This is a genomic window from Microbacterium aquimaris (genome assembly GCF_039531285.1).
GTDB lineage: Bacteria > Actinomycetota > Actinomycetes > Actinomycetales > Microbacteriaceae > Microbacterium > Microbacterium aquimaris.
The window spans coordinates 170,932-189,945 of sequence record NZ_BAAAPT010000002.1 but is presented as its reverse complement, the minus strand read 5'-3'; the positions used below and the strand labels follow the sequence as shown (position 1 = coordinate 189,945).

Annotated in this window: 18 protein-coding genes; 12 read left to right on the top strand and 6 right to left on the bottom strand. The window is 68.6% G+C overall.

Going from position 1 to position 19,014, the window contains the following annotated elements; genetic code table 11:
* Position 1: 1 nt before the first annotated feature.
* From ABD204_RS10400 to ABD204_RS10385, 4 genes are read left to right on the top strand one after another with little or no spacing between them, the layout of a single operon-like run.
* On the top strand, positions 2 to 1,042 hold the full coding sequence (locus ABD204_RS10400; RefSeq protein ID WP_194424931.1) for a FecCD family ABC transporter permease: 1,041 nt from the start codon (positions 2 to 4) through the stop codon (positions 1,040 to 1,042).
* A complete protein-coding gene (locus ABD204_RS10395; RefSeq protein ID WP_194424932.1) occupies positions 1,039 to 2,064 on the top strand; it encodes a FecCD family ABC transporter permease in 1,026 nt (341 codons plus the stop codon). The genes ABD204_RS10400 and ABD204_RS10395 overlap by 4 nt, the downstream gene beginning before the upstream one ends.
* Positions 2,061 to 2,906 (top strand): ABC transporter ATP-binding protein, encoded by an 846-nt coding sequence (locus ABD204_RS10390; RefSeq protein WP_322597626.1) that lies wholly within the window; start codon positions 2,061 to 2,063, stop codon positions 2,904 to 2,906. The genes ABD204_RS10395 and ABD204_RS10390 overlap by 4 nt, the downstream gene beginning before the upstream one ends.
* A complete protein-coding gene (locus tag ABD204_RS10385) occupies positions 2,887 to 3,798 on the top strand; it encodes a siderophore-interacting protein (protein ID WP_194424933.1) in 912 nt (303 codons plus the stop codon). The genes ABD204_RS10390 and ABD204_RS10385 overlap by 20 nt, the downstream gene beginning before the upstream one ends.
* A gap of 89 nt (positions 3,799 to 3,887) precedes the next feature.
* Here the strand turns inward: ABD204_RS10385 and ABD204_RS10380 are convergent, their stop codons facing one another.
* From ABD204_RS10380 to sufB, 5 genes are read right to left on the bottom strand one after another with little or no spacing between them, the layout of a single operon-like run.
* Positions 3,888 to 4,217: a metal-sulfur cluster assembly factor gene (locus ABD204_RS10380; RefSeq protein WP_194424934.1), complete on the bottom strand. Its 330-nt coding sequence runs from the start codon at positions 4,215 to 4,217 to the stop codon at positions 3,888 to 3,890.
* A gap of 9 nt (positions 4,218 to 4,226) precedes the next feature.
* Positions 4,227 to 5,009, bottom strand: coding sequence for a Fe-S cluster assembly ATPase SufC (gene sufC / locus ABD204_RS10375; protein ID WP_194424935.1), 783 nt, complete (start codon positions 5,007 to 5,009; stop codon positions 4,227 to 4,229).
* A 13-nt stretch (positions 5,010 to 5,022) separates the two neighbouring features.
* Positions 5,023 to 5,352: a non-heme iron oxygenase ferredoxin subunit gene (locus ABD204_RS10370; RefSeq protein WP_194424936.1), complete on the bottom strand. Its 330-nt coding sequence runs from the start codon at positions 5,350 to 5,352 to the stop codon at positions 5,023 to 5,025.
* Positions 5,349 to 6,548, bottom strand: coding sequence for a Fe-S cluster assembly protein SufD (sufD, locus tag ABD204_RS10365; protein ID WP_194424937.1), 1,200 nt, complete (start codon positions 6,546 to 6,548; stop codon positions 5,349 to 5,351). Before sufD ends, ABD204_RS10370 begins: the two co-directional genes overlap by 4 nt.
* Positions 6,549 to 7,967 carry a Fe-S cluster assembly protein SufB gene (sufB, locus tag ABD204_RS10360; RefSeq protein ID WP_194424938.1) on the bottom strand — a complete coding sequence of 473 codons (1,419 nt, stop codon included), beginning with the start codon at positions 7,965 to 7,967 and terminating at the stop codon, positions 6,549 to 6,551. It lies immediately after the preceding gene.
* A gap of 235 nt (positions 7,968 to 8,202) precedes the next feature.
* Here sufB and ABD204_RS10355 point away from each other — a divergent pair, with 235 nt between their 5' ends.
* Entirely contained in the window at positions 8,203 to 9,177 is a 975-nt protein-coding gene (locus ABD204_RS10355) for a COX15/CtaA family protein (protein WP_194424939.1), read from the top strand.
* Between the two features lie 119 nt (positions 9,178 to 9,296).
* The gene (locus tag ABD204_RS10350; RefSeq protein WP_194424940.1) at positions 9,297 to 9,707 is read left to right on the top strand and encodes a dinucleotide-utilizing enzyme; all 411 of its coding nucleotides are present in this window, start codon (positions 9,297 to 9,299) and stop codon (positions 9,705 to 9,707) included.
* A gap of 19 nt (positions 9,708 to 9,726) precedes the next feature.
* Here the strand turns inward: ABD204_RS10350 and ABD204_RS10345 are convergent, their stop codons facing one another.
* A complete protein-coding gene (locus ABD204_RS10345; RefSeq protein WP_194425037.1) occupies positions 9,727 to 10,659 on the bottom strand; it encodes a heme o synthase in 933 nt (310 codons plus the stop codon).
* 234 nt (positions 10,660 to 10,893) lie between these two features.
* Between ABD204_RS10345 and tkt the strand changes: the two genes are divergently transcribed.
* From tkt to pgl, 6 genes are read left to right on the top strand one after another with little or no spacing between them, the layout of a single operon-like run.
* Positions 10,894 to 12,990, top strand: a complete 2,097-nt coding sequence (tkt, locus tag ABD204_RS10340) for a transketolase (protein WP_194424941.1) — start codon at positions 10,894 to 10,896, stop codon at positions 12,988 to 12,990.
* Positions 12,987 to 14,096 carry a transaldolase gene (gene tal, locus ABD204_RS10335; protein ID WP_194424942.1) on the top strand — a complete coding sequence of 370 codons (1,110 nt, stop codon included), beginning with the start codon at positions 12,987 to 12,989 and terminating at the stop codon, positions 14,094 to 14,096. The genes tkt and tal overlap by 4 nt, the downstream gene beginning before the upstream one ends.
* A gap of 1 nt (position 14,097) precedes the next feature.
* Positions 14,098 to 15,720, top strand: a complete 1,623-nt coding sequence (locus ABD204_RS10330) for a glucose-6-phosphate isomerase (protein WP_194424943.1) — start codon at positions 14,098 to 14,100, stop codon at positions 15,718 to 15,720.
* Between the two features lie 12 nt (positions 15,721 to 15,732).
* Positions 15,733 to 17,283, top strand: a complete 1,551-nt coding sequence (gene zwf, locus ABD204_RS10325) for a glucose-6-phosphate dehydrogenase (RefSeq protein ID WP_194424944.1) — start codon at positions 15,733 to 15,735, stop codon at positions 17,281 to 17,283.
* Positions 17,280 to 18,233, top strand: a complete 954-nt coding sequence (locus tag ABD204_RS10320; RefSeq protein WP_194424945.1) for a glucose-6-phosphate dehydrogenase assembly protein OpcA — start codon at positions 17,280 to 17,282, stop codon at positions 18,231 to 18,233. The genes zwf and ABD204_RS10320 overlap by 4 nt, the downstream gene beginning before the upstream one ends.
* On the top strand, positions 18,226 to 18,999 hold the full coding sequence (gene pgl / locus ABD204_RS10315; RefSeq protein WP_194424946.1) for a 6-phosphogluconolactonase: 774 nt from the start codon (positions 18,226 to 18,228) through the stop codon (positions 18,997 to 18,999). The genes ABD204_RS10320 and pgl overlap by 8 nt, the downstream gene beginning before the upstream one ends.
* Positions 19,000 to 19,014: the final 15 nt, after the last annotated feature.

Below are 19,014 nucleotides of genomic sequence, written 5' to 3'. Positions count from 1 at the left end.
CGTGACCACCGTCACACGACCGTCGCCGGATGCCGCCACGCCGCGGCGCCCGGCGAAGTCGCGTGCGGCCGGACTCGTCGCGTCGGGGGTCGTCCTGCTCGCCCTGTGCCTGTGCTCGCTGGCGTTCGGGGTGCGCAGCGTGTCGATCGAGGATGTGCTGGCCGTGGCGGGCGGACAGGTCGACACCGTGTCGCAGGCGGCCGTGTCGGCCCGCATCCCGCGGACCGTGCTCGCCGTCCTCATCGGCGCCGCACTGGCGCTGTCGGGCGCCGCGATGCAGGCCGTCACGCGCAACCCCCTCGCCGACCCGGGCATCCTCGGCGTCTCCGGGGGCGCAGCCCTCGCCGTCGTCGTCGGGTTGGCGTTCTTCGGGTTGGCCACACCGTACGCCCTGATCACCGTCGCCATCGTCGGCGCCGCCGTGGCCGCGGTCTTCGTCTACGCGGTCGGCTCCCTGGGCCGCGGCGGGGCGACCCCGCTCAAACTCGCACTGGCCGGAGCCGCCATCTCTGCGGCGTTCGCCTCGGTGACCAGCGCCGTACTCCTGCCGCGTGCCGATGTCATGGAAGCGTTCCGCTTCTGGCAGATCGGCGGCGTCGGCGGCGCGACATGGGATCGGATCGGGATCGTGGCCCCCGTTCTCGCGGTCGGCGCGCTCATCGTGTTCCTCACCGCTCGCGGTATGGACTCCCTCGCCCTGGGGGACGACGTGGCCGCAGGTCTCGGCGAGGACGTCGCTCGCACCCGCCTGGTCGCTTCCACGGGCGCTGTGGTCCTGTGCGGCGCCGCGACGGCGGTCGCCGGACCGATCGCGTTCGTGGGCCTTGTCATCCCCCATCTGTGCCGCCTGCTGGTGGGCCCCGACCAGCGGTGGGTGCTTCCGTTCACGGCCGTTCTCGGTGCGGCCCTGCTCGTCGCGGCCGACGTCGTCGGACGGCTGATCGCCCGCCCGGAAGAGATCGAGGTGGGGATCGTCACCGCCCTGATCGGGGCACCGGTGTTCATCTGGATCGTGCGCAAGCAGCGGGTGAGGGAGCTATGAGCAGCCAGGTCGTTACCGACGGGAGGCGCTCCCGCCTGCGCGCCCGCCGGCGCACCGTCAGCGCACTCGCCGCCCTCGTCGTCGTCACATTCGCCCTGTCGCTGATGGTCGGCGGCACCTTCTACAGTCCGCTGGAGGTCATCCGCGTGATCGCCGGCGAGGAGGTCCCCGGCGCCTCGTTCACCGTGGGCGAGCTCCGGCTGCCCCGCGCGGTGCTGGGGGTTCTGACCGGGTTCGCCTTCGGTGTCGCCGGGGTGACCTTTCAGACCATGCTCCGCAATCCCCTCGCGTCCCCGGACATCATCGGCATATCCACCGGCGCGAGCGCGTCCGCCGTGTTCGGGATCGTGATTCTCGGACTCGGCGACACGGGCGTCTCCTTCCTGGCCCTGACGGGCGCCCTCGCCACCGCCCTCGTCGTGTACCTGCTCTCCCTCAAGGACGGGTTCACGGGCACGCGTCTGATCCTGATCGGGATCGGTGTCGCCGCGATGATGCACAGTCTCGTGACGTGGACCCTCTCTCAGGCGCCGTCCTGGTCGCTGGCCGCCGCCATGCAGTGGCTCACCGGGAGTCTCAACGGCGCCACGTGGGGGACGGTCGCGCCGCTGGCGGCCGCGTTCGCGATCCTCGTGCCGATTCTGGCGCTGCAGGGTCGCTCGCTGGACCTGCTGCGGCTCGGTGACGACTCCGCGGCCGGACTGGGCGTGCGCGTGGACCGCACGCGCCTGCTCGTGATCGTCTCGGCGGTGGCACTCCTCGCCTTCGCGACGGCGGCAGCCGGCCCGATCGCCTTCGTCGCCTTCATGTCGGGTCCGATCGCCGCACGCCTGGTGGGTCCGGCGGGTGGCCTGCGACTACCGGCGGGGCTCGTGGGTGCGGCCCTCGTGCTCGTGTCCGACCTGGTCGCCCAGTACCTGCTCGGCACCCGCTTCCCCGTCGGTGTCGTCACCGGTGTCCTGGGGGCGCCGTATCTGGTTTACCTGCTCATCAGGACCAATCGCTCCGGAGGCTCCCTGTGACCGCATCACTGCCCGTGCTTTCCGCACGCGACATCTCTCTCGCCTACGGCGATCGGCACATCGTCGACGGCCTCGACGTGACGATCCCTCCGGGGAAGATGACGGCGATCATCGGTGCCAACGGATGCGGGAAGTCGACGCTGTTGCGCGCGCTCGCCCGGCTCCTGACGCCCCGCCGCGGCGACGTGCTGCTCGATGACACGCCGATCCGTTCGCTCCCCTCCAAGCGCGTGGCCCGGACGATCGCGCTGCTGCCGCAGAATCCCACGGCACCGGAGGGGATCGCGGTAGGCGACCTCGTCGGCCGGGGACGGCACCCGCATCAGAAGTTCCTGGCCCGGCTCGGTCCGCACGACGACGCCGTGATCGCCCGCGCCTTGGAGGCCACCGGGACCACCGAGCTGGCCGACCGCGCCGTCGATGAGTTGTCCGGCGGCCAACGGCAACGCGTGTGGATCGCCATGGCCCTCGCGCAGGACACCGACATCCTCCTCCTGGACGAGCCGACGACGTTCCTCGACGTGTCGCACCAGATGGAGGTGCTGGATCTGCTGACCGATCTGAATCGGCGCGGACGCACCATCGTGATGGTCCTCCACGACATGAACCTCGCCGCCCGCTACGCCGACCACATCATCGCGCTGAAGACGGGACGGATCGTCGCCGCGGGCACCCCGGACGTGGTCATGACGGAGGACACGATCCGCGGGGTGTTCGATCTCGACGCGCTCGTGACGAGGGATCCCGTCTCGGGTGCTCCGCTCGTTCTCCCCCGCGGGCGTCACCATCCGACCAGGGGGTCCCGCGAGAAGGGCGATGCACATGAGCACGCCGATGCGTGAGACCTCCCGGTTCTTCCGCGCCACCGTCGCCCGGGTGACCGACCTCACACCGAGCTTCCGCCGGTTCACCTTCACCGGTCCCGACCTCGACCAGTACGGCGACACAGGATGGGACCAGCGCGTCAAGCTCGTCTTCCCGAGCCGGTCGGTCGGCATCGACGCGATGCCGACCGGACCCGACTGGTTCAGCGCATGGCGGGCACTCGACGAGGCGCGGCGTCCCCCGTTCCGCACCTACACGACGCGCGCGGTCCGCCATGCCGAGCGCGAGGTCGACATCGACATGGTCGTCCACGAGGTCCAGGGGCCCGCCTCCGCATGGATCCAGCGCGCCCGGCCCGGCGACGACGTCCTGATCTTCGCGCCGACGACCGCGCACGACGGCATCGGCTCCGGGATCGACTTCGTCCCGCCCGCCCGTGTCGAGGACTTCCTCCTGGCCGGTGACGAGACGGCTGCTCCGGCCATCGCGGTCATCCTGGAGCAGTTACCCGCGACGGCGCGGGGAGTCGTGGCTGTGGAGGTGCCGGAGGGCGCGGACCGGAGTTACCTCCCGTCGCACCCGGGTTTCGAGCTGGACGTCTCTGCGCGCGGCGACGGCGAACGGCACGCGCGGTTGATCCGTTCGGTCACCGAGATCGCCGCCGAACGGCTCCCTGACGGCCGCGGAGCGCAGGTGGAGGAGATCGACATCGACACCCAGCTGCTGTGGGAGGTTCCCCGCACCGCCAAGGGCGGTGCTGCGCTCACGAGCGCTCCCCTCTACGCGTGGCTCGCCGGGGAAGCCTCCGGCATCAAGACCTTGCGCCGACATCTCGTCGCAGATCATGGCGTGGACCGCCGGGCGGTCGCGTTCATGGGCTATTGGCGGCAGGGGCGTGCGGAGGTCTGAGGGTCAGTACCCGCTCGGCGCGACCGGGACGACCGCCCGAAGACGGGGGCATCGACCCCGCCATGCCACCGATCTCGAGATGCACGACGTCAAATGGCGAAGCCGAGGGCTCTCATCATGTCGCGGCCGTCATCGGTGATGCGCTCCGGCCCCCACGGCGGCATCCAGACCCAGTTGATCCGAAACCGGTCCACCACAGCATCCAGTGCCTGCGCCGTCTGCTCCTCGAGCACGTCGGTGAGCGGACAGCCCGCTGAGGTGAGGGTCATATGGATCACCAGGGCATCGTTTTCGTCGTCCCAGGCGAGATCGTAGATGAGCCCCAGGTCGACGACATTGATCCCCAGTTCCGGATCCATGACATCTTTGAGCGCCTCGGAGACCTCGTCGAACTTCTCGGGCGTGAGCGTCACGGTCATGTAACGATTCTATGCCCCTGCGTCGACCGTCGGCTCCGCGACCTGTTGCACGAAGCGATCGTAACCTTCGTCTTCCAGTCGGTCCGCCAGTTCCGGGCCGCCTTCTTCGACGATGCGTCCCTTGACCATCACGTGAACGTGATCCGGGCGGATGTAGCGGAGGATGCGCGTGTAGTGGGTGATCAACAGCACACCGAGATCGGTCTGCTCCTTTGCGCGGTTGACGCCCTCGGACACGATCTTCAGGGCGTCGACGTCGAGACCGGAATCGGTCTCGTCGAGCACCGCGAGCTTCGGACGGAGCAACTCCAGCTGGAGGATCTCGTGTCGCTTCTTCTCGCCACCCGAGAAGCCCTCGTTGACGTTGCGTTGCGCGAAGACGGGGTCCATGCGGAGGTTGGTCATCGATTCGCGCACGTCCTTGGTCCAGGAACGGATCGCGGGGGCTTCACCGTCGATCGCGGTCTTGGCGGTGCGGAGGAAGTTGGTGACCGTCACGCCGGGGATCTCCACCGGGTACTGCATCGCCAAGAACAGCCCCGCACGGGCCCGCTCGTCGACCGACATCTCGAGCACATCCTCCCCGTCCAGGGTGATGCTGCCGCCGGTGACGGTGTACTTGGGGTGGCCGGCGATCGTGTACGCGAGCGTGGACTTGCCCGAGCCGTTCGGGCCCATGATGGCGTGGGTCTCACCGGTGCGGATGGTCAGCGTGACGCCGTTGAGGATCGGGGTCGCCCCGCTCTCGGTCTCGACCGTCACATGCAGGTCGCGGATCTCGAGGACAGTCATGGTGTGTTCCTTCTCACTTCACTTCTTTGGTCACGGCCGGATCGATCATGACGTCATCGCCGTGGATCTCCACGACGTAGACGGGGACCGGTTCGTAGGCCGGAAGGTTCTGGGGCTTGCCGGTGGTCAGCGAGAACGCCGAGCCGTGAGCCCAGCATTCCAGCGTGTCGCCGTCGACGAAGCCCTCCGACAGGGAGATGTCGCCGTGCGTGCACGTGTCACCGATCGCGTGGACCACGCCCTCACTGTCGAGCACGACGGAGATGGGGACCCCGTCCAACTCGACCAGATGCGCCGTGTCCTGCTCGAGCTCACTCAGTGAGCAGGCCCGCTGCGCGCTCACGCGGCACCGTCCTCGAGTTCTCGTTCGATGGCCGCCGTCAGCTGGGCTTCGAGGTCGGGGATGCCGATGCGCTGGACGATCTCGGCGAGGAAGCCGATCACGACGAGGCGACGCGCCTCCTCCTCGGCGATCCCGCGAGCCTGCAGGTAGAAAAGCTGCTCGTCGTCGAAGCGTCCGGTCGCGCTGGCGTGTCCGGCGCCCTGGATGTCACCGGTCTCGATCTCGAGATTCGGGATCGAGTCGGCGCGCGCGCCTTCGGTGAGCACCAGATTGCGGTTGGCCTCGTACGAGTCCGTCCCGACCGCGTCGGAACCGATGAGGACGTCGCCGATCCACACGCTCCGCGCCGACGCACCCTGCAGCGCACCCTTGTACAGCACGTCGCCGGTGGTGTGCGGGCCTTCGTGGTGCAGGTAGACCTGACTCTCGAGGTGCTGCCCGGAGTCGGCGAAGGACAGTCCGTACAGCCGCCCCTCGGCGCCGGATCCGGCGAGCCGGACGGACGGATTGACCCGCACGACCGAACCGCCGAAGGTCACCACGACATGCGTGAGCTGTGCGTCCTTGTCCACGCGCGCCTGGTGCGAGGCGGCGTGCACCGCGTCGTCCTCCCACCGCTGCACGCTGACGACCTTCAGCCGCGCGCCGTCGCGCACGATGATCTCGACGTTCTGCGCGTACTGCGCCGAGCCGCTGTGGTCCAGGACCACCGTCGCGCGGGAGTTGGGCGCGGCCTCGAGGACGATGTGACCGTTCGCGTGACGCTCGGCGCCGGTACCGCGCAGCGAGATGACGAACGGCTCGTCGTGCTCCTCGTCTGCGGCGATGCGCACGTGCAGTGCGTGGGGGCAGCGCTTCCACGCCGTGGCGCTGATCAGATCCTCGGGACGGAAGACCTCACCCCGGGGGGCGTGGTCAGGATCGGAGGACTCGACCAGATGGGCGGCGACGGCGTCGACGTCGTATTCGACGGCGAGGTCGCCGGTCTCGGTCTCCTCGTCGACGAACAGCGGCGCCAGCCGCGCCAGCGGAGAATGGCGCCAGTTGACTTCGCGTCCCGTCGGACGCGGGAAGTCGGCAGGGTCGTAGGACGTGGGACGCTCCGAACGCGTCTGCACGGGCACGAAGGAGCCCGCCCCGTCCGAATGCGGCACTGATCCGGGCACCGTCGTGGGTGCCTGTGTGGTGGTCGTCATCTAGCCGACGGATCCTTCCATGCCCATCTCGATGAGCTTGTTGAGTTCCATGGCGTACTCCATGGGCAGTTCGCGGGCGATCGGCTCGATGAAGCCACGCACGATCATCGCCATCGCCTCATCCTCCTCGAGCCCGCGCGACTGCAGATAGAACAGCTGCTCCTCGCTCACCTTCGACACCGTCGCCTCGTGTCCGAGCTGCACGTCGTCGACGCGGATGTCGATGGCCGGGTAGGTGTCCGAGCGCGAGATCGTGTCGACCAGCAGCGCGTCGCAGCGCACCGTGTTCGCCGAGTGGTGGGCGTTCTCATCGACCCGCACCTCGCCGCGGTAGCCGGCGCGACCACCGCCGCGCGCGATCGATTTCGACACGATGGACGACTGCGTGTGCGGCGCCATGTGGATCATCTTGGCGCCGGCGTCCTGGTGCTGACCGGGGCCGGCGAACGCGACCGAGAGGGTCTCGCCCTTGGCGTGCTCGCCCATCAGGAAGATCGACGGGTACTTCATGGTGACCTTCGACCCGATGTTGCCGTCGACCCACTCCATGGTCGCGCCCTCGTGCGCCACCGCGCGCTTGGTCACGAGGTTGTAGACGTTGTTCGACCAGTTCTGGATCGTGGTGTAGCGCACACGGGCGTTCTTCTTCACGATGATCTCCACCACGGCGGAGTGCAACGAGTCGCTCTTGTAGATCGGCGCGGTGCAACCCTCGATGTAGTGGACGTAGGAATCCTCGTCGGCGATGATCAGCGTGCGCTCGAACTGACCCATGTTCTCGGTGTTGATCCGGAAGTAGGCCTGCAGCGGGATCTCGACGTGGACGCCCTTGGGCACGTACACGAACGAGCCGCCGGACCACACCGCGGTGTTCAGTGCCGCGAACTTGTTGTCACCGGCGGGGATCACCGTGCCGAAGTACTCCTCGAAGAACTCGGGGTGCTCCCGCAGCGCGGTGTCGGTGTCCATGAAGATGACGCCCTGCCGCTCCAGATCCTCCTGGATCTGGTGGTAGACGACCTCGGACTCGTACTGGGCGGCGACACCGGCGACCAGGCGCGCGCGCTCGGCCTCGGGGATGCCGAGCTTCTCGTACGTGTTCTTGATGTCCTCGGGGAGGTCCTCCCAGGACTGCGCCTGCTTCTCGGTGGAGCGGACGAAGTACTTGATGTTCTCGAAGTCGATGTCCGAAAGGTCAGCACCCCACGTCGGCATCGGTTTGCGCTCGAACAGCTGGTGACCCTTGAGGCGGGTCTTGAGCATCCACTCGGGTTCGTTCTTCAGGCGCGAGATGTCTCGCACGACGGCCTCGGTAAGACCGCGTTTGGCGCTCGCGCCGGCGACATCGCGGTCGTGCCATCCGAATTCGTACACCCCCAGGCTCTCGAGCTCGGGACGGTCGATAAGCACATCCGACATGGCTCAACTCCTCTCTTGGGCCACAACGGTGTCATCCGCGCCGGCATTCCAGACCCTCCGGGAGTTTCGAAGGCGGATGCCGCTGGGTGGGCCCGATCACAGGCGCTCGTTCGCGCGCCTAGACTGTCAGTGATGCGAAACGCGACAGCGTCGCATCCCGAACCACTCGATTCTACAGGGTTCACCGACGGTCGCGCCGAGCGAGAGCCGATGCGTTGGACCCGGAAGGTCGCGCATGCCCAGCCCCCTCTCCCCCGTCGATGACGCCCCCGCCTCCCCGCCCCACCGCGGAGTCTGGGGTCGCGTCATCCGGTCGCTTCCCGACCACGTCGACGGGCGCGTCGTGGCAGCGGCGTGGGCCACCCTCGTCGTCCAGATCGGGATCGTGGCCACCGGCGGCCTGGTGCGCCTGACCGGATCGGGGCTGGGCTGCCCGACCTGGCCGCGGTGCACGGAGGACTCGTTCGTCGCGACCGAGGAGATGGGCATCCACGGCGTGATCGAGTTCGGCAACCGTCTGCTCACGTTCGTCCTGGTCGCCGTCGCGATCATCACCTTCCTGTTCGTCGTGCGGATGCGCCGCCGGCGTCCCGACCTGTTCTGGCTCGCCCTCGCGATCGGACTCTACGTCCCGGTGCAAGCCGTCATCGGCGGCATCACCGTGCTGACGAACCTGAACCCCTACGTGGTGGGCCTGCACTACTTCGCCTCGGTCCTGCTGGTGGCCCTGTCCGCGGCACTCGTGGTTCGGGTCTATGCCGAGCCGGGCCCGCGCCGGATGGCCGTTCCCCGCTCTTATCGCGCGCTGGTGTCCCTCACCGCACTCGGGGTGCTCATCACCGTGGTCGTGGGCATCCTGGTAACCGGCTCGGGACCGCACGCGGGCGACGGCGGTGCTGCCCGGAACGGGTTGGATTCCGAGATCATGCAGCACGTCCACTCGTGGCCGGCGTACGTGACGCTCGCCCTGTCGGTGGCGATCTTCGTGCTGGCCTTCCGCGCGCCGGCAGCACTGCGCCTCCCCCTGTGGACCGGTCTGTTGCTGCTGACCGAGGCGGCACAGATCACCGTCGGGCTCTGGCAGGCCCGCAGCGGACTGCCGATCGCCCTGGTGAACATCCACATGGTGCTCGCCGTCGTGCTCGTCGCCGCGATGACCGCGGTCGTGATGCACCAGTCGCTGTCGGTCGGCGCGAAGGGTCGCTCATAGGGGAATCATCGGATTCGCCCATCGCGAGCCGAGGGTCCGCATAGCGGGCACACGGGCGCCGCGGGAATCGTGTCCGAAGTCACGGCCGACCGGGCCGTGCGTGAGGAGCGAACACGACTATGACCACCCGCCCCCGCCTCGTGCGCAGCATCCCCTTCTGGATCCTCCTGGCCGGTTCCGCCGGAGTCGCCGGCTACGGCGCGAGCATGGTGACCGGCACGCTGGATTCGATGACCACCACCCTGCTCGACGGCTCCGCGACCGGTGTCGACGTCTACGTCGGCCAGTCCACGGCCGTCGTCGGCGCCGTCCTGATCGGGGCCGGGGTCCTCGGTTTCCTGCTGACGCTCGCCGTCGCCACGGCAGCGACTCTGCGTCCCGTCACGGCACCGGAGGTCATCGAACCGCCCCGGGCCGACCCCGACTCCGAACTCGAAGACGACGCCACGCCCGTCGAAGCGCCGACGGACGACGAGATCGTCGACGCGGAGCCGACGAACTCCGATCGCGACCCCGTCCGCGCGGACTGAGCGCGCGGCCCGCTGCGACTCAGAAGGGCAGCAGCGGGTCGACGGCGATCGCGACGAACAGCAGAGTCAGGTACGTGATCGACGCGTGGAAGACGCGCATCGGTTTGGGCTCGGTCCCGCGCACGGCGCGGTTGTAGAGCACGTGCGACTCGTAGATGAACCATCCACCGAACACCAGCGCGGACGCGGTGTAGACGAGACCCATCGGGGCCACCGGGATCAGCAGCAACGAGCACACCACGGTCGCCCACGCGTACAGGATGATCTGCAGGCCCACCTGGGAGCCGTTGCGGGTAGCGCCCAGCATGGGGACATCGACGTCGTCGTACTCGTCCTTGTACTTCATCGACAGCGGCCAGTAGTGCGGCGGCGTCCACAGGAAGACCAGGACGAACAGGATCACCGGAGGCCAGGCGAGCGATCCGGTGACGGCCGTCCAGCCGATCAGCACCGGGAAGCACCCCGCGATCCCACCCCAGACGATGTTCTGTTCGGTGCGGCGTTTGAGGAGCATCGTGTAGATCACGACGTAGAAGAAGATCGCGCCGGCGGACAGCCCCGCCGCGAGCGCGTTGGTGGTGACCAGCAGCCAGACCGTCGACGCGACCGCGAGCGACCAGGCGAACATCAGCGCCCCGCGCGGGGACACCTCTCCGGTCACGAGCGGTCGGTTCTCGGTGCGCTGCATGTGGGCGTCGATGTCGCGATCGAGATACATGTTGAACGCCGCCGCGGACCCGGCACTCATGGATCCACCGAGCACCGTCGCGAGCACCAGCCACAGGTCGGGCAGGCCGCCCTGCGCCAGGATCATCACCGGCACCGTGGTCACCAGGAGCAACTCGAGGACGCGAGGCTTGGTCAGCGCGATGTACGCGAGGATCGTCCGTCGAATCGATCGGGGTTGCCGGGTCTGCCGGTCGCCGGTCTGAGCCGTCGTCGTGGTGTGCATCTCCCCCGCCATCGCCGCCTGAACAATCACCTCAGTCTATGGCATCCACGTCGTCCCGACCGTCGGGGAATGCCTCGCAGAGGGGTCCGTCACATGGCGTCGATCTCGTGTGACGGCGCGGAAGGTCCCCGCTATGCTGGCAAGACACGCGCGCCTCACGCGCCCATCCCCCACTTCGCCACCGGCTGATCCGGGGGCCCCTCCGTGTGAGCGCACCCTCGAGAAAGGCCCTCTGTGTCGGAACTGCGTTGGGAAGAGATCGATCGGCGCGCGGTGGACACCGCGCGCGTGCTCGCGGCGGATGCCGTCGAGAAGGTCGGCAACGGTCACCCGGGAACGGCGATGAGCCTCGCTCCCGCGGCCTACCTGCTCTATCAGCGGGTCATGAACCACGACCCGAACGATGTGCACTGGCCCGGACGCGACCGGTTCATCCTCTCCGCAGGGCACTCCTCCCTCACGCAGTACGTCCAGCTCTACCTCGGCGGGTTCGGACTCGAGCTGGACGATCTGAAGTCGTTGCGCACGTGGGGCTCGAAGACGCCCGGCCACCCCGAGTTCGGCCACACGGACGGTGTGGAGATCACCACCGGTCCGTTGGGCCAAGGGTTGGCGTCGTCGGTCGGATTCGCCTACGCCGCCCGCTACGAGCGCGGCCTGTTCGACCCCGAGGCCGCCCCGGGTGAGTCGCCGTTCGACCACCACATCTTCGTCATCGCCTCCGACGGTGACATCCAGGAGGGCGTCACCAGCGAGGCGTCCTCGCTCGCGGGCCACCAGGAGCTCGGCAACCTCGTCGTGCTCTACGACGCGAACCAGATCTCGATCGAAGACGACACCAACGTCGCCTTCACCGAAGACGTCGCGGCGCGCTACGCGTCGTACGGATGGCACGTGCAGACGGTCGACTGGAAGAAGACCGGCGAATACGTCGAGGACGTCGCCGCCCTGTACACCGCGATCGAGGCGGCGAAGGCCGAGACGAACAAGCCGTCGATCATCGTGCTCAAGACGATCATCGGCTGGCCCGCCCCCGGCAAGCAGAACACCGGCAAGATCCACGGATCGAAGCTGGGCGGCGACGAGCTGAAGGCCACCAAAGAGGTCATGGGACTCGACCCCGAGCAGATGTTCGCGGTGCCGGACGACGTCATCTCCCACACGCGCTCGCTGGCCGAGCGCGGCGCCGCCGCACACGCGCAGTGGCAGGAGCGATTCGACGCCTGGGCTGCGGCGAACCCCGAGCGCAAGGCGCTGTGGGACCGTGTCAACGCACGCGAGCTGCCCGCCGACCTCGCCGAGTCACTCCCGGTCTTCGAAGCCGGCAAGGACGTCTCCACCCGTGCGGCGTCGGGCCAGGTCATCAACGCCCTCGCCGCGCAGCTTCCGGAGCTGTGGGGCGGGTCGGCCGACCTCGCGGAGTCGAACCTGACGACCATCAAGAACGCGGCTTCGTTCATCCCGACCAAGTGGTCGACCGATGAATGGTCCGGCAACCCCTCGGGACGCGTGCTGCACTTCGGCATCCGCGAGCACGCGATGGCGGCGATCGTCAACGGCATCGTGCTGCACGGCCCGACCCGCGCGTTCGGTGGCACGTTCCTGATCTTCAGCGATTACATGCGCCCGTCGGTGCGTCTGGCCGCGCTCATGAACATCCCGTCGATCTTCGTGTGGACGCACGACTCCGTCGCACTCGGCGAGGACGGTCCCACCCACCAGCCGATCGAGCAGCTCGCCACGCTGCGGGCCATCCCGAACTTCACGGTGGTGCGCCCGGCGGACGCGAACGAGACCGCCGTGGTGTGGCACGAGATGCTCCGCCGCCACGCGGGCCCGTCGGGGATCGCGCTGACCCGTCAGAACATCCCCACCTTCCCGCGCGGCTCAGGTGAGGCCACCGGTGACACGTTCGCCTCCGCGGACCTCGCCGCCAAGGGTGCCTACGTCCTCGCCGAGGCCCCGTCAGGTACCCCCGATGTGATCATCATCGCCACCGGTTCCGAAGTGCAACTGGCCGTCGCGGCCCGTGAACAGCTGGCAGCCGAAGGCGTCGGCGTGCGGGTCGTGTCCGCACCGTCGCTCGAGTGGTTCGCCGAGCAGGACGAGGCCTACCGAGAAAGCGTGCTCCCGGCGACGGTCACCGCGCGCGTGTCGGTCGAAGCCGGCCTCGCCCTCACGTGGCGCGACATCGTCGGCGACCGTGGCCGATCCGTCTCGATCGAGCACTTCGGCGCCTCCGCCGACTACAAGACACTGTTCGAGAACTTCGGCATCACCACCGACGCGGTCATCGCCGCCGCACGCGAGACCATCAAGGAGAACGCATGAGCACCCCCACCGCACGTCTGGTCGAAGAGGGCGTCAGCATCTGGCTCGACGACCTGTCCCGGCAGCGCATCACCAGCGGCAACCTCGCCGACCTCATCGTCACCCGCAACGTCACCGGCGTGACGACGAACCCGACGATCTTCGCCGGCGCGCTCGCCAAGGGTGAGTCCTACGACGGTCAGGTCGCGATCCTGGCCAAGGACGGCGCCGACGTCGAGCGGGCCATCTTCGAGATCACCACCGACGACGTGCAGGCCGCGTCCGACGTCTTCCGCCCGGTGTTCGACGCCACCGGAGGCGTGGACGGTCGCGTGTCGATCGAGGTCTCCCCCGAGCTCGCGCACGACACCGAGGCCACGATCGCGGAGGCGCGCAAGCTCGCCGCCAAGGTCGACCGCCCGAACGTGCTGATCAAGATCCCCGCCACAAAGGCCGGTCTGCCGGCGATCACCGAGGTCATCGGTGCGGGCATCAGCGTCAACGTCACGTTGATCTTCAGCCTCGAGCGTTACGACGAGGTCATCGACGCCTACCTCGCGGGGGTCGAGAAGGCACAGGCGGCCGGTCACGACATCTCGCAGATCCAGTCGGTCGCGTCGTTCTTCGTCTCGCGCGTGGACAGCGAGGTCGACAAGCGCCTCGCCGCGATCGGCACCGATGCGGCGAAGGCCCTCGCCTCACGCGCCGGCCTCGCCAACGCCCGCCTCGCGTACGAGCTGTTCCAGAAGCGCTTCGCCTCCGACCGTGCACAGTCGCTCCTGGACGCGGGCGCGACCGTCCAGCGTCCACTGTGGGCCTCCACCGGTGTCAAGGACCCGGCGCTGCCGGACACCCTGTACGTCACCGATCTGGTCGCGAAGGGCACGGTCAACACCATGCCGGAGAAGACCCTCGAGGCGACGTTCGACCACGCCGACGTGACCGGGGACACCGTCACCGGCACCTACGCCGAGTCGCACGACTTCTTCACCCAGCTGGAGGCTGTGGGCGTCGACTTCGCCGATGTGACGCGCGTTCTGGAGGATGAGGGCGTGGCGAAGTTCATCGCCTCGTGGCACGAGTTGCAGGAAACCGTCAAGTCCGCTCTGGCCGGCGCCGAGGCGTGAGGTGAGCTTCCACCTCCACCTGTCCGGCCACGCGCAGGATGTGGTCGAACAGACGTTGCCGGGACTGGTCTCGAGCCTGGTCGCGTCGGCGATCACCGCCGGCGACGACAGCCTCTGGGGCGCCGCGGCGCAGGCCGAGGCGTCCCGGCGGCTCGGGTGGGTGCAGGCCGTGAGCGTGTCCCGCCCGCTCGTCCCGGAGATCCTCGCGCTGCGTGAGGACCTGCTCGCACGGGGCACCACGCGCATCGTGCTCGCCGGAATGGGCGGATCCTCGCTCGCGCCCGAGGTCATCGCGCAGACGGCCGGCGTCCCCCTGGTGATCCTCGACTCGACGGCGCCGGGCGAGGTCCTGGCCGCCATCGACGGCGACGCCGAGGCCGGAGGACTCGCGCAGACCGTGCTCGTCGTCTCCAGCAAGTCGGGGACGACCCTCGAGACAGACTCCGCGATGCGGACTTTCGAGGCGGCCTTCCGCGACATCGGCATCGACCCCGCCGAACGCATCGTCGTGGTGACCGACCCGGGGTCCCCGCTCGAGATGACGGCGCGCGACGCCGGGTACCGGCTGTTCACGGCCGACCCGACCGTCGGCGGTCGTTACTCGGCTCTGACGGCATTCGGCCTCGTCCCCACGGGACTGGCCGGCGTGGACATCGTGGAACTGCTCGACGAGGCGGAGGCCACGCTGCTCGAGGTCGCGATCGACGACCCGGGGAACCCCGCGTTGGTCCTGGCCGCCGCGATCGCCGGAGGCGACCGGCGCCGTGACAAGCTCGGGCTCGTCTCGGACGGGACACACATCGTGGGCCTGCCCGCGTGGATCGAGCAACTCATCGCAGAATCCACGGGCAAACAGGGGACCGGCATCCTGCCGGTGCCGTTGCTGACCGTCTCCCCCGAGCTCGAGGCCCGCCCCGACGACCTCCAGGTGGTCCGCCTGGTGGACGACGCCGCCGCGTTCCATCTCTTCGAGCACCATCACGGAGAGGTGCTCGTCAGCGGTTCGCTCGGCGCGCAGTTCGTGGTCTGGGAGTACGCCACCGCGATCGCGGGTCGGATGCTGGGGATCGATCCGTTCGATCAGCCCGACGTGGAATCGGCCAAGACCGCCGCGCGTGGTCTCCTCGACTCACGGCCGGTCCCGACCGAGCCTGCGTTCTGCGTCGACGGTGTCGAGGTCCGCGCCAGCGAGTCGACTCTGACCGAGCCGGGAACACTCGCGGGTGTCCTCGACGAACTCTGGTCACGCGTGCCGGAGAACGGGTATGTGGCGATCCACGCCTACGTCGACCGCCGCAGATACGCACAGCTCGAAGGACTGCGCGAGCTCGCCGCCGCGGACTCGGGCCGACCGACCACCTTCGGCTGGGGCCCGCGGTTCCTGCACTCCACGGGCCAGTACCACAAGGGGGGTCCCGCAGCCGGCGTCTTTCTGCAGATCCTGGAGGGGGGCGAGGTCGATCTGGAGATCCCGGGACGCCCGTTCACCTTCGGGCAGCTGATCCGGGCGCAGGCCGCAGGAGACGCCGCGGTCCTCGCCGAGATACACGGCCGACCGGTCGTCACTCTGACCCTGACCGACCCTCAGGCCGATGTCATGTCGCTGTTCGAAGCGACGCAATAGGAGAACAATCGAATGACGGTGGAGATCTCGCGCGGGCACAACCCCCTGCGCGACCCCGACGATCGCCGACTGAACCGCATCGCGGGCCCCAGCGCTCTGGTGATCTTCGGCGTGACGGGAGACCTGTCCCGCAAGAAGCTCATGCCCGCGGTGTACGACCTCGCCAACCGCGGCCTTCTGCCCCCGGGGTTCGCCCTGGTCGGTTTCGCACGCCGCGACTGGGCCGACCAGGACTTCGCGGAGGTGGTCCACGAGGCGGTGCGCAAGCACGCCCGGACCGAGTTCCGCGAGGAGACCTGGCAGCAATTGCTGCAGGGCATCCGCTTCGTGCCAGGCGAATTCGACGACGACGACGCCTTCGTCCGTCTGCGTGAGACCGTCGAGAAGCTCGACGTCGAGCGCGGCACGATGGGCAACCACGCCTACTACCTGTCGATTCCGCCCAAGGCATTCCCGGTCGTCGCCGAGCAGCTGAAGAAATCGGGCCTGGTCGACGACACCGCCGACCGCCCCGACCGCTGGCGTCGCGTCGTCATCGAGAAGCCGTTCGGCCACGACCAGGAATCGGCTCAGGAACTCAACGACGCCCTGCGCTCGGCGTTCCCGGCCGATTCGATCTTCCGCATCGACCACTACCTGGGTAAGGAGACGGTTCAGAACATCCTGGCGCTCCGCTTCGCCAACGAGCTGTACGAGCCGATCTGGAATCGCAACTACGTCGACCACGTGCAGATCACCATGGCCGAGGACATCGGTGTGGGTGGACGCGCGGGCTACTACGACGGCATCGGCGCAGCGCGCGACGTGATCCAGAACCACCTGCTCCAGCTGCTCGCGCTCACCGCGATGGAGGAGCCCATCACCTTCAACGCCGCGGATCTGCGCGCGGAGAAGGAGAAGGTCCTCGCCGCGGTGACGCTGCCCGACGACCTCGCCTCCTCCACCGCACGCGGTCAGTATGCGGGCGGGTGGCAGGGTGGCGAGAAGGTTCTCGGCTTCCTCGAAGAAGACGGTATGAACCCGCAATCCGCCACCGAGACGTATGCGGCGATCACGCTCGGGATCAACACCCGCCGCTGGGCGGGTGTGCCGTTCTACCTCCGGACCGGGAAACGTCTCGGCCGGCGTGTGACCGAGATCGCGGTCGTGTTCAAGCGTGCGCCCGAACTGCTGTTCACACGATCGCAGACCTCCGGCCAGGGCCAGAACGCGCTCGTGATCCGCGTGCAGCCCGACGAGGGCGTCACGATCCGGTTCGGCTCCAAAGTCCCCGGTGCGGGCGCCCAAGTGCGCGACGTCACCATGGACTTCGGCTACGGCCACGCCTTCACGGAGGCCAGCCCCGAGGCGTACGAGCGCCTCATCCTCGACGTGCTGCTCGGTGACCCGCCGCTGTTCCCCCGCCACGAAGAGGTCGAGCTCTCCTGGAAGATCCTCGACCCGATCGAACGGTTCTGGGAGTCGCAGGGCGGCCCCGTCGAGCAGTACGCACCCGGATCGTGGGGCCCGGCGTCCGCCGATGAGCTCCTCGCCCGCGATGGCCGCACCTGGAGGCGCCCGTGATCATCGATCTCCCCGACACCACCGTCAGCCAGATCAGCCGCGCGCTGGTCAACGTCCGCGAGGAAGGCGGCGCGGTCGCGCTCGGTCGCGTGCTGACCCTGGTCATCGTGACCCGTGAATCGGCGATGGAAGAAGCCATCGACGCCGCCAACGACGCGTCGCGCGAACACCCGATGCGCGTGATCGTGTTGATGATCAACTCGACCGACGACGAGGAGCCGCGTCTCGACGCGCAGATCCGCGTCGGCGGAGACGCGGGTGCGAGCGAGGTGGTGACCTTGCGCGCACACGGCGAGGCCGGCGCCTCGAACCTCGAAAGTCTCGTCACCGGCCTGCTGCTCTCCGACGCGCCCGTGGTCGTGTGGTGGCCCAACCAGACCCCCGACGATGTGTCGGAGACCTCGATCGGGCGCATCGCCCAGCGCCGCATCACCGATGCCGCGACGAAGGCCGACCCCGCCGGCTGGGTGTCTTCCCTGGGTGAGCACTACGCACCGGGAGACACCGACCTCGCGTGGACTCGGCTGACGCGCTGGCGCGAACAGCTCGCGGCGATCCTCGACCAGCCTCCCTACGAACCGGTCACGTCCGTCCGCGTCCGCGGCGCGGCTGACTCGCCTTCCACCGCCCTCCTGGCCGCGTGGCTCCGCCTCGCCCTCGACGTTCCTGTGGACTGGGGATATCTCGATCCACAGGACTGGCCCCACGGCATCAAGAACGTCACGCTGGTGCGCTCCAGCGGTGACGTGACGCTGGAGCGTCCCGATTCCGGCGTCGCGATCCTCTCGCAGCCCGGCCAGCCCACGCACGAGCTGGCCTTCCCCCGGCGGACACTGCGCGAATGCCTCGCCGAGGAGTTGCGGCGTCTGGATGCCGATGTCCTGTACGGTCGGGTCATCACCGAAGGGTGGAGCCGCCTGGACGCCCCGTCGAAAGGTCTGCATGACTGAGCACCTCGTCGAAAAGCGTGTCGTGATCGCCTCCGATCCCGACACGCTCGCGCGGGCGGTCGCGGAACGCTTCATCCACCGCGTCCGCAAGCGCGTCGACGCGGGCGCCATCGCGCATGTCTCCCTCACGGGTGGTTCGATGGGCGGTCGCGTCCTCGCCGCCGCACGGGATCTCGCCGGCGACGTGACCTGGTCGAAGGTGCACTTCTGGTGGAGCGACGAGCGGGTCCTCCCCGCGGGCTCAGCGGACAGGAACGAGACCCAGGCGCGGCACGCGCTGCTGGATCACATCGACATCCCCGCCGACAACATCCACGCGATGGCCGCGTCCGACGGCGGCCTGCAGCTGCAGGAGGCGGCAGACTCCTACGCGGCGGAACTGGGACGATTCGCCTCGGAGGACTCCGCGTGGCCGCGATTCGACGTCACCTTCCTCGGCGTCGGACCCGACGGGCACATCGCGTCCCTGTTTCCGGACCGACCCGAGATCCAGATCGTCGATCGCGCGGTGGTCCCGGTGACGGATTCGCCGAAGCCGCCCGCGATCCGGCTGACGATGACCCGCCCGGTGATCAACTCATCGCAGCGGGTCTGGATGGTCATGGCCGGCCCGGACAAGGCCCCTGCCCTGGGCCTGGCGCTGGCGGGCGCGAGCTACACCAGCGTTCCGGCCGCCGGCGCGAAAGGCCGAGGGCGTACCGTGTTCTTCGTCGACCAGGCCGCCGCGGCGCAGGTCCCCCCCGAACTCATCGATCGCGACTACTGAGTCGCATCACGCGGA

Bases quoted from the DNA above. Each gene is read 5' to 3' on its own strand.
- zwf (WP_194424944.1), top strand. From the start codon at position 15,733: ATGACGGTGGAGATCTCGCGCGGGCACAACCCCCTGCGCGACCCCGAC.
- ABD204_RS10385 (WP_194424933.1), top strand. From the start codon at position 2,887: ATGAGCACGCCGATGCGTGAGACCTCCCGGTTCTTCCGCGCCACCGTC.
- tal (WP_194424942.1), top strand. From the start codon at position 12,987: ATGAGCACCCCCACCGCACGTCTGGTCGAAGAGGGCGTCAGCATCTGG.
- ABD204_RS10380 (WP_194424934.1), bottom strand. From the start codon at position 4,217: ATGACCGTGACGCTCACGCCCGAGAAGTTCGACGAGGTCTCCGAGGCG.
- ABD204_RS10395 (WP_194424932.1), top strand. From the start codon at position 1,039: ATGAGCAGCCAGGTCGTTACCGACGGGAGGCGCTCCCGCCTGCGCGCC.
- sufD (WP_194424937.1), bottom strand. From the start codon at position 6,548: ATGACGACCACCACACAGGCACCCACGACGGTGCCCGGATCAGTGCCG.
- sufC (WP_194424935.1), bottom strand. From the start codon at position 5,009: ATGACTGTCCTCGAGATCCGCGACCTGCATGTGACGGTCGAGACCGAG.
- pgl (WP_194424946.1), top strand. From the start codon at position 18,226: ATGACTGAGCACCTCGTCGAAAAGCGTGTCGTGATCGCCTCCGATCCC.
- ABD204_RS10350 (WP_194424940.1), top strand. From the start codon at position 9,297: ATGACCACCCGCCCCCGCCTCGTGCGCAGCATCCCCTTCTGGATCCTC.
- sufB (WP_194424938.1), bottom strand. From the start codon at position 7,967: ATGTCGGATGTGCTTATCGACCGTCCCGAGCTCGAGAGCCTGGGGGTG.
- ABD204_RS10345 (WP_194425037.1), bottom strand. From the start codon at position 10,659: ATGCACACCACGACGACGGCTCAGACCGGCGACCGGCAGACCCGGCAA.
- ABD204_RS10355 (WP_194424939.1), top strand. From the start codon at position 8,203: ATGCCCAGCCCCCTCTCCCCCGTCGATGACGCCCCCGCCTCCCCGCCC.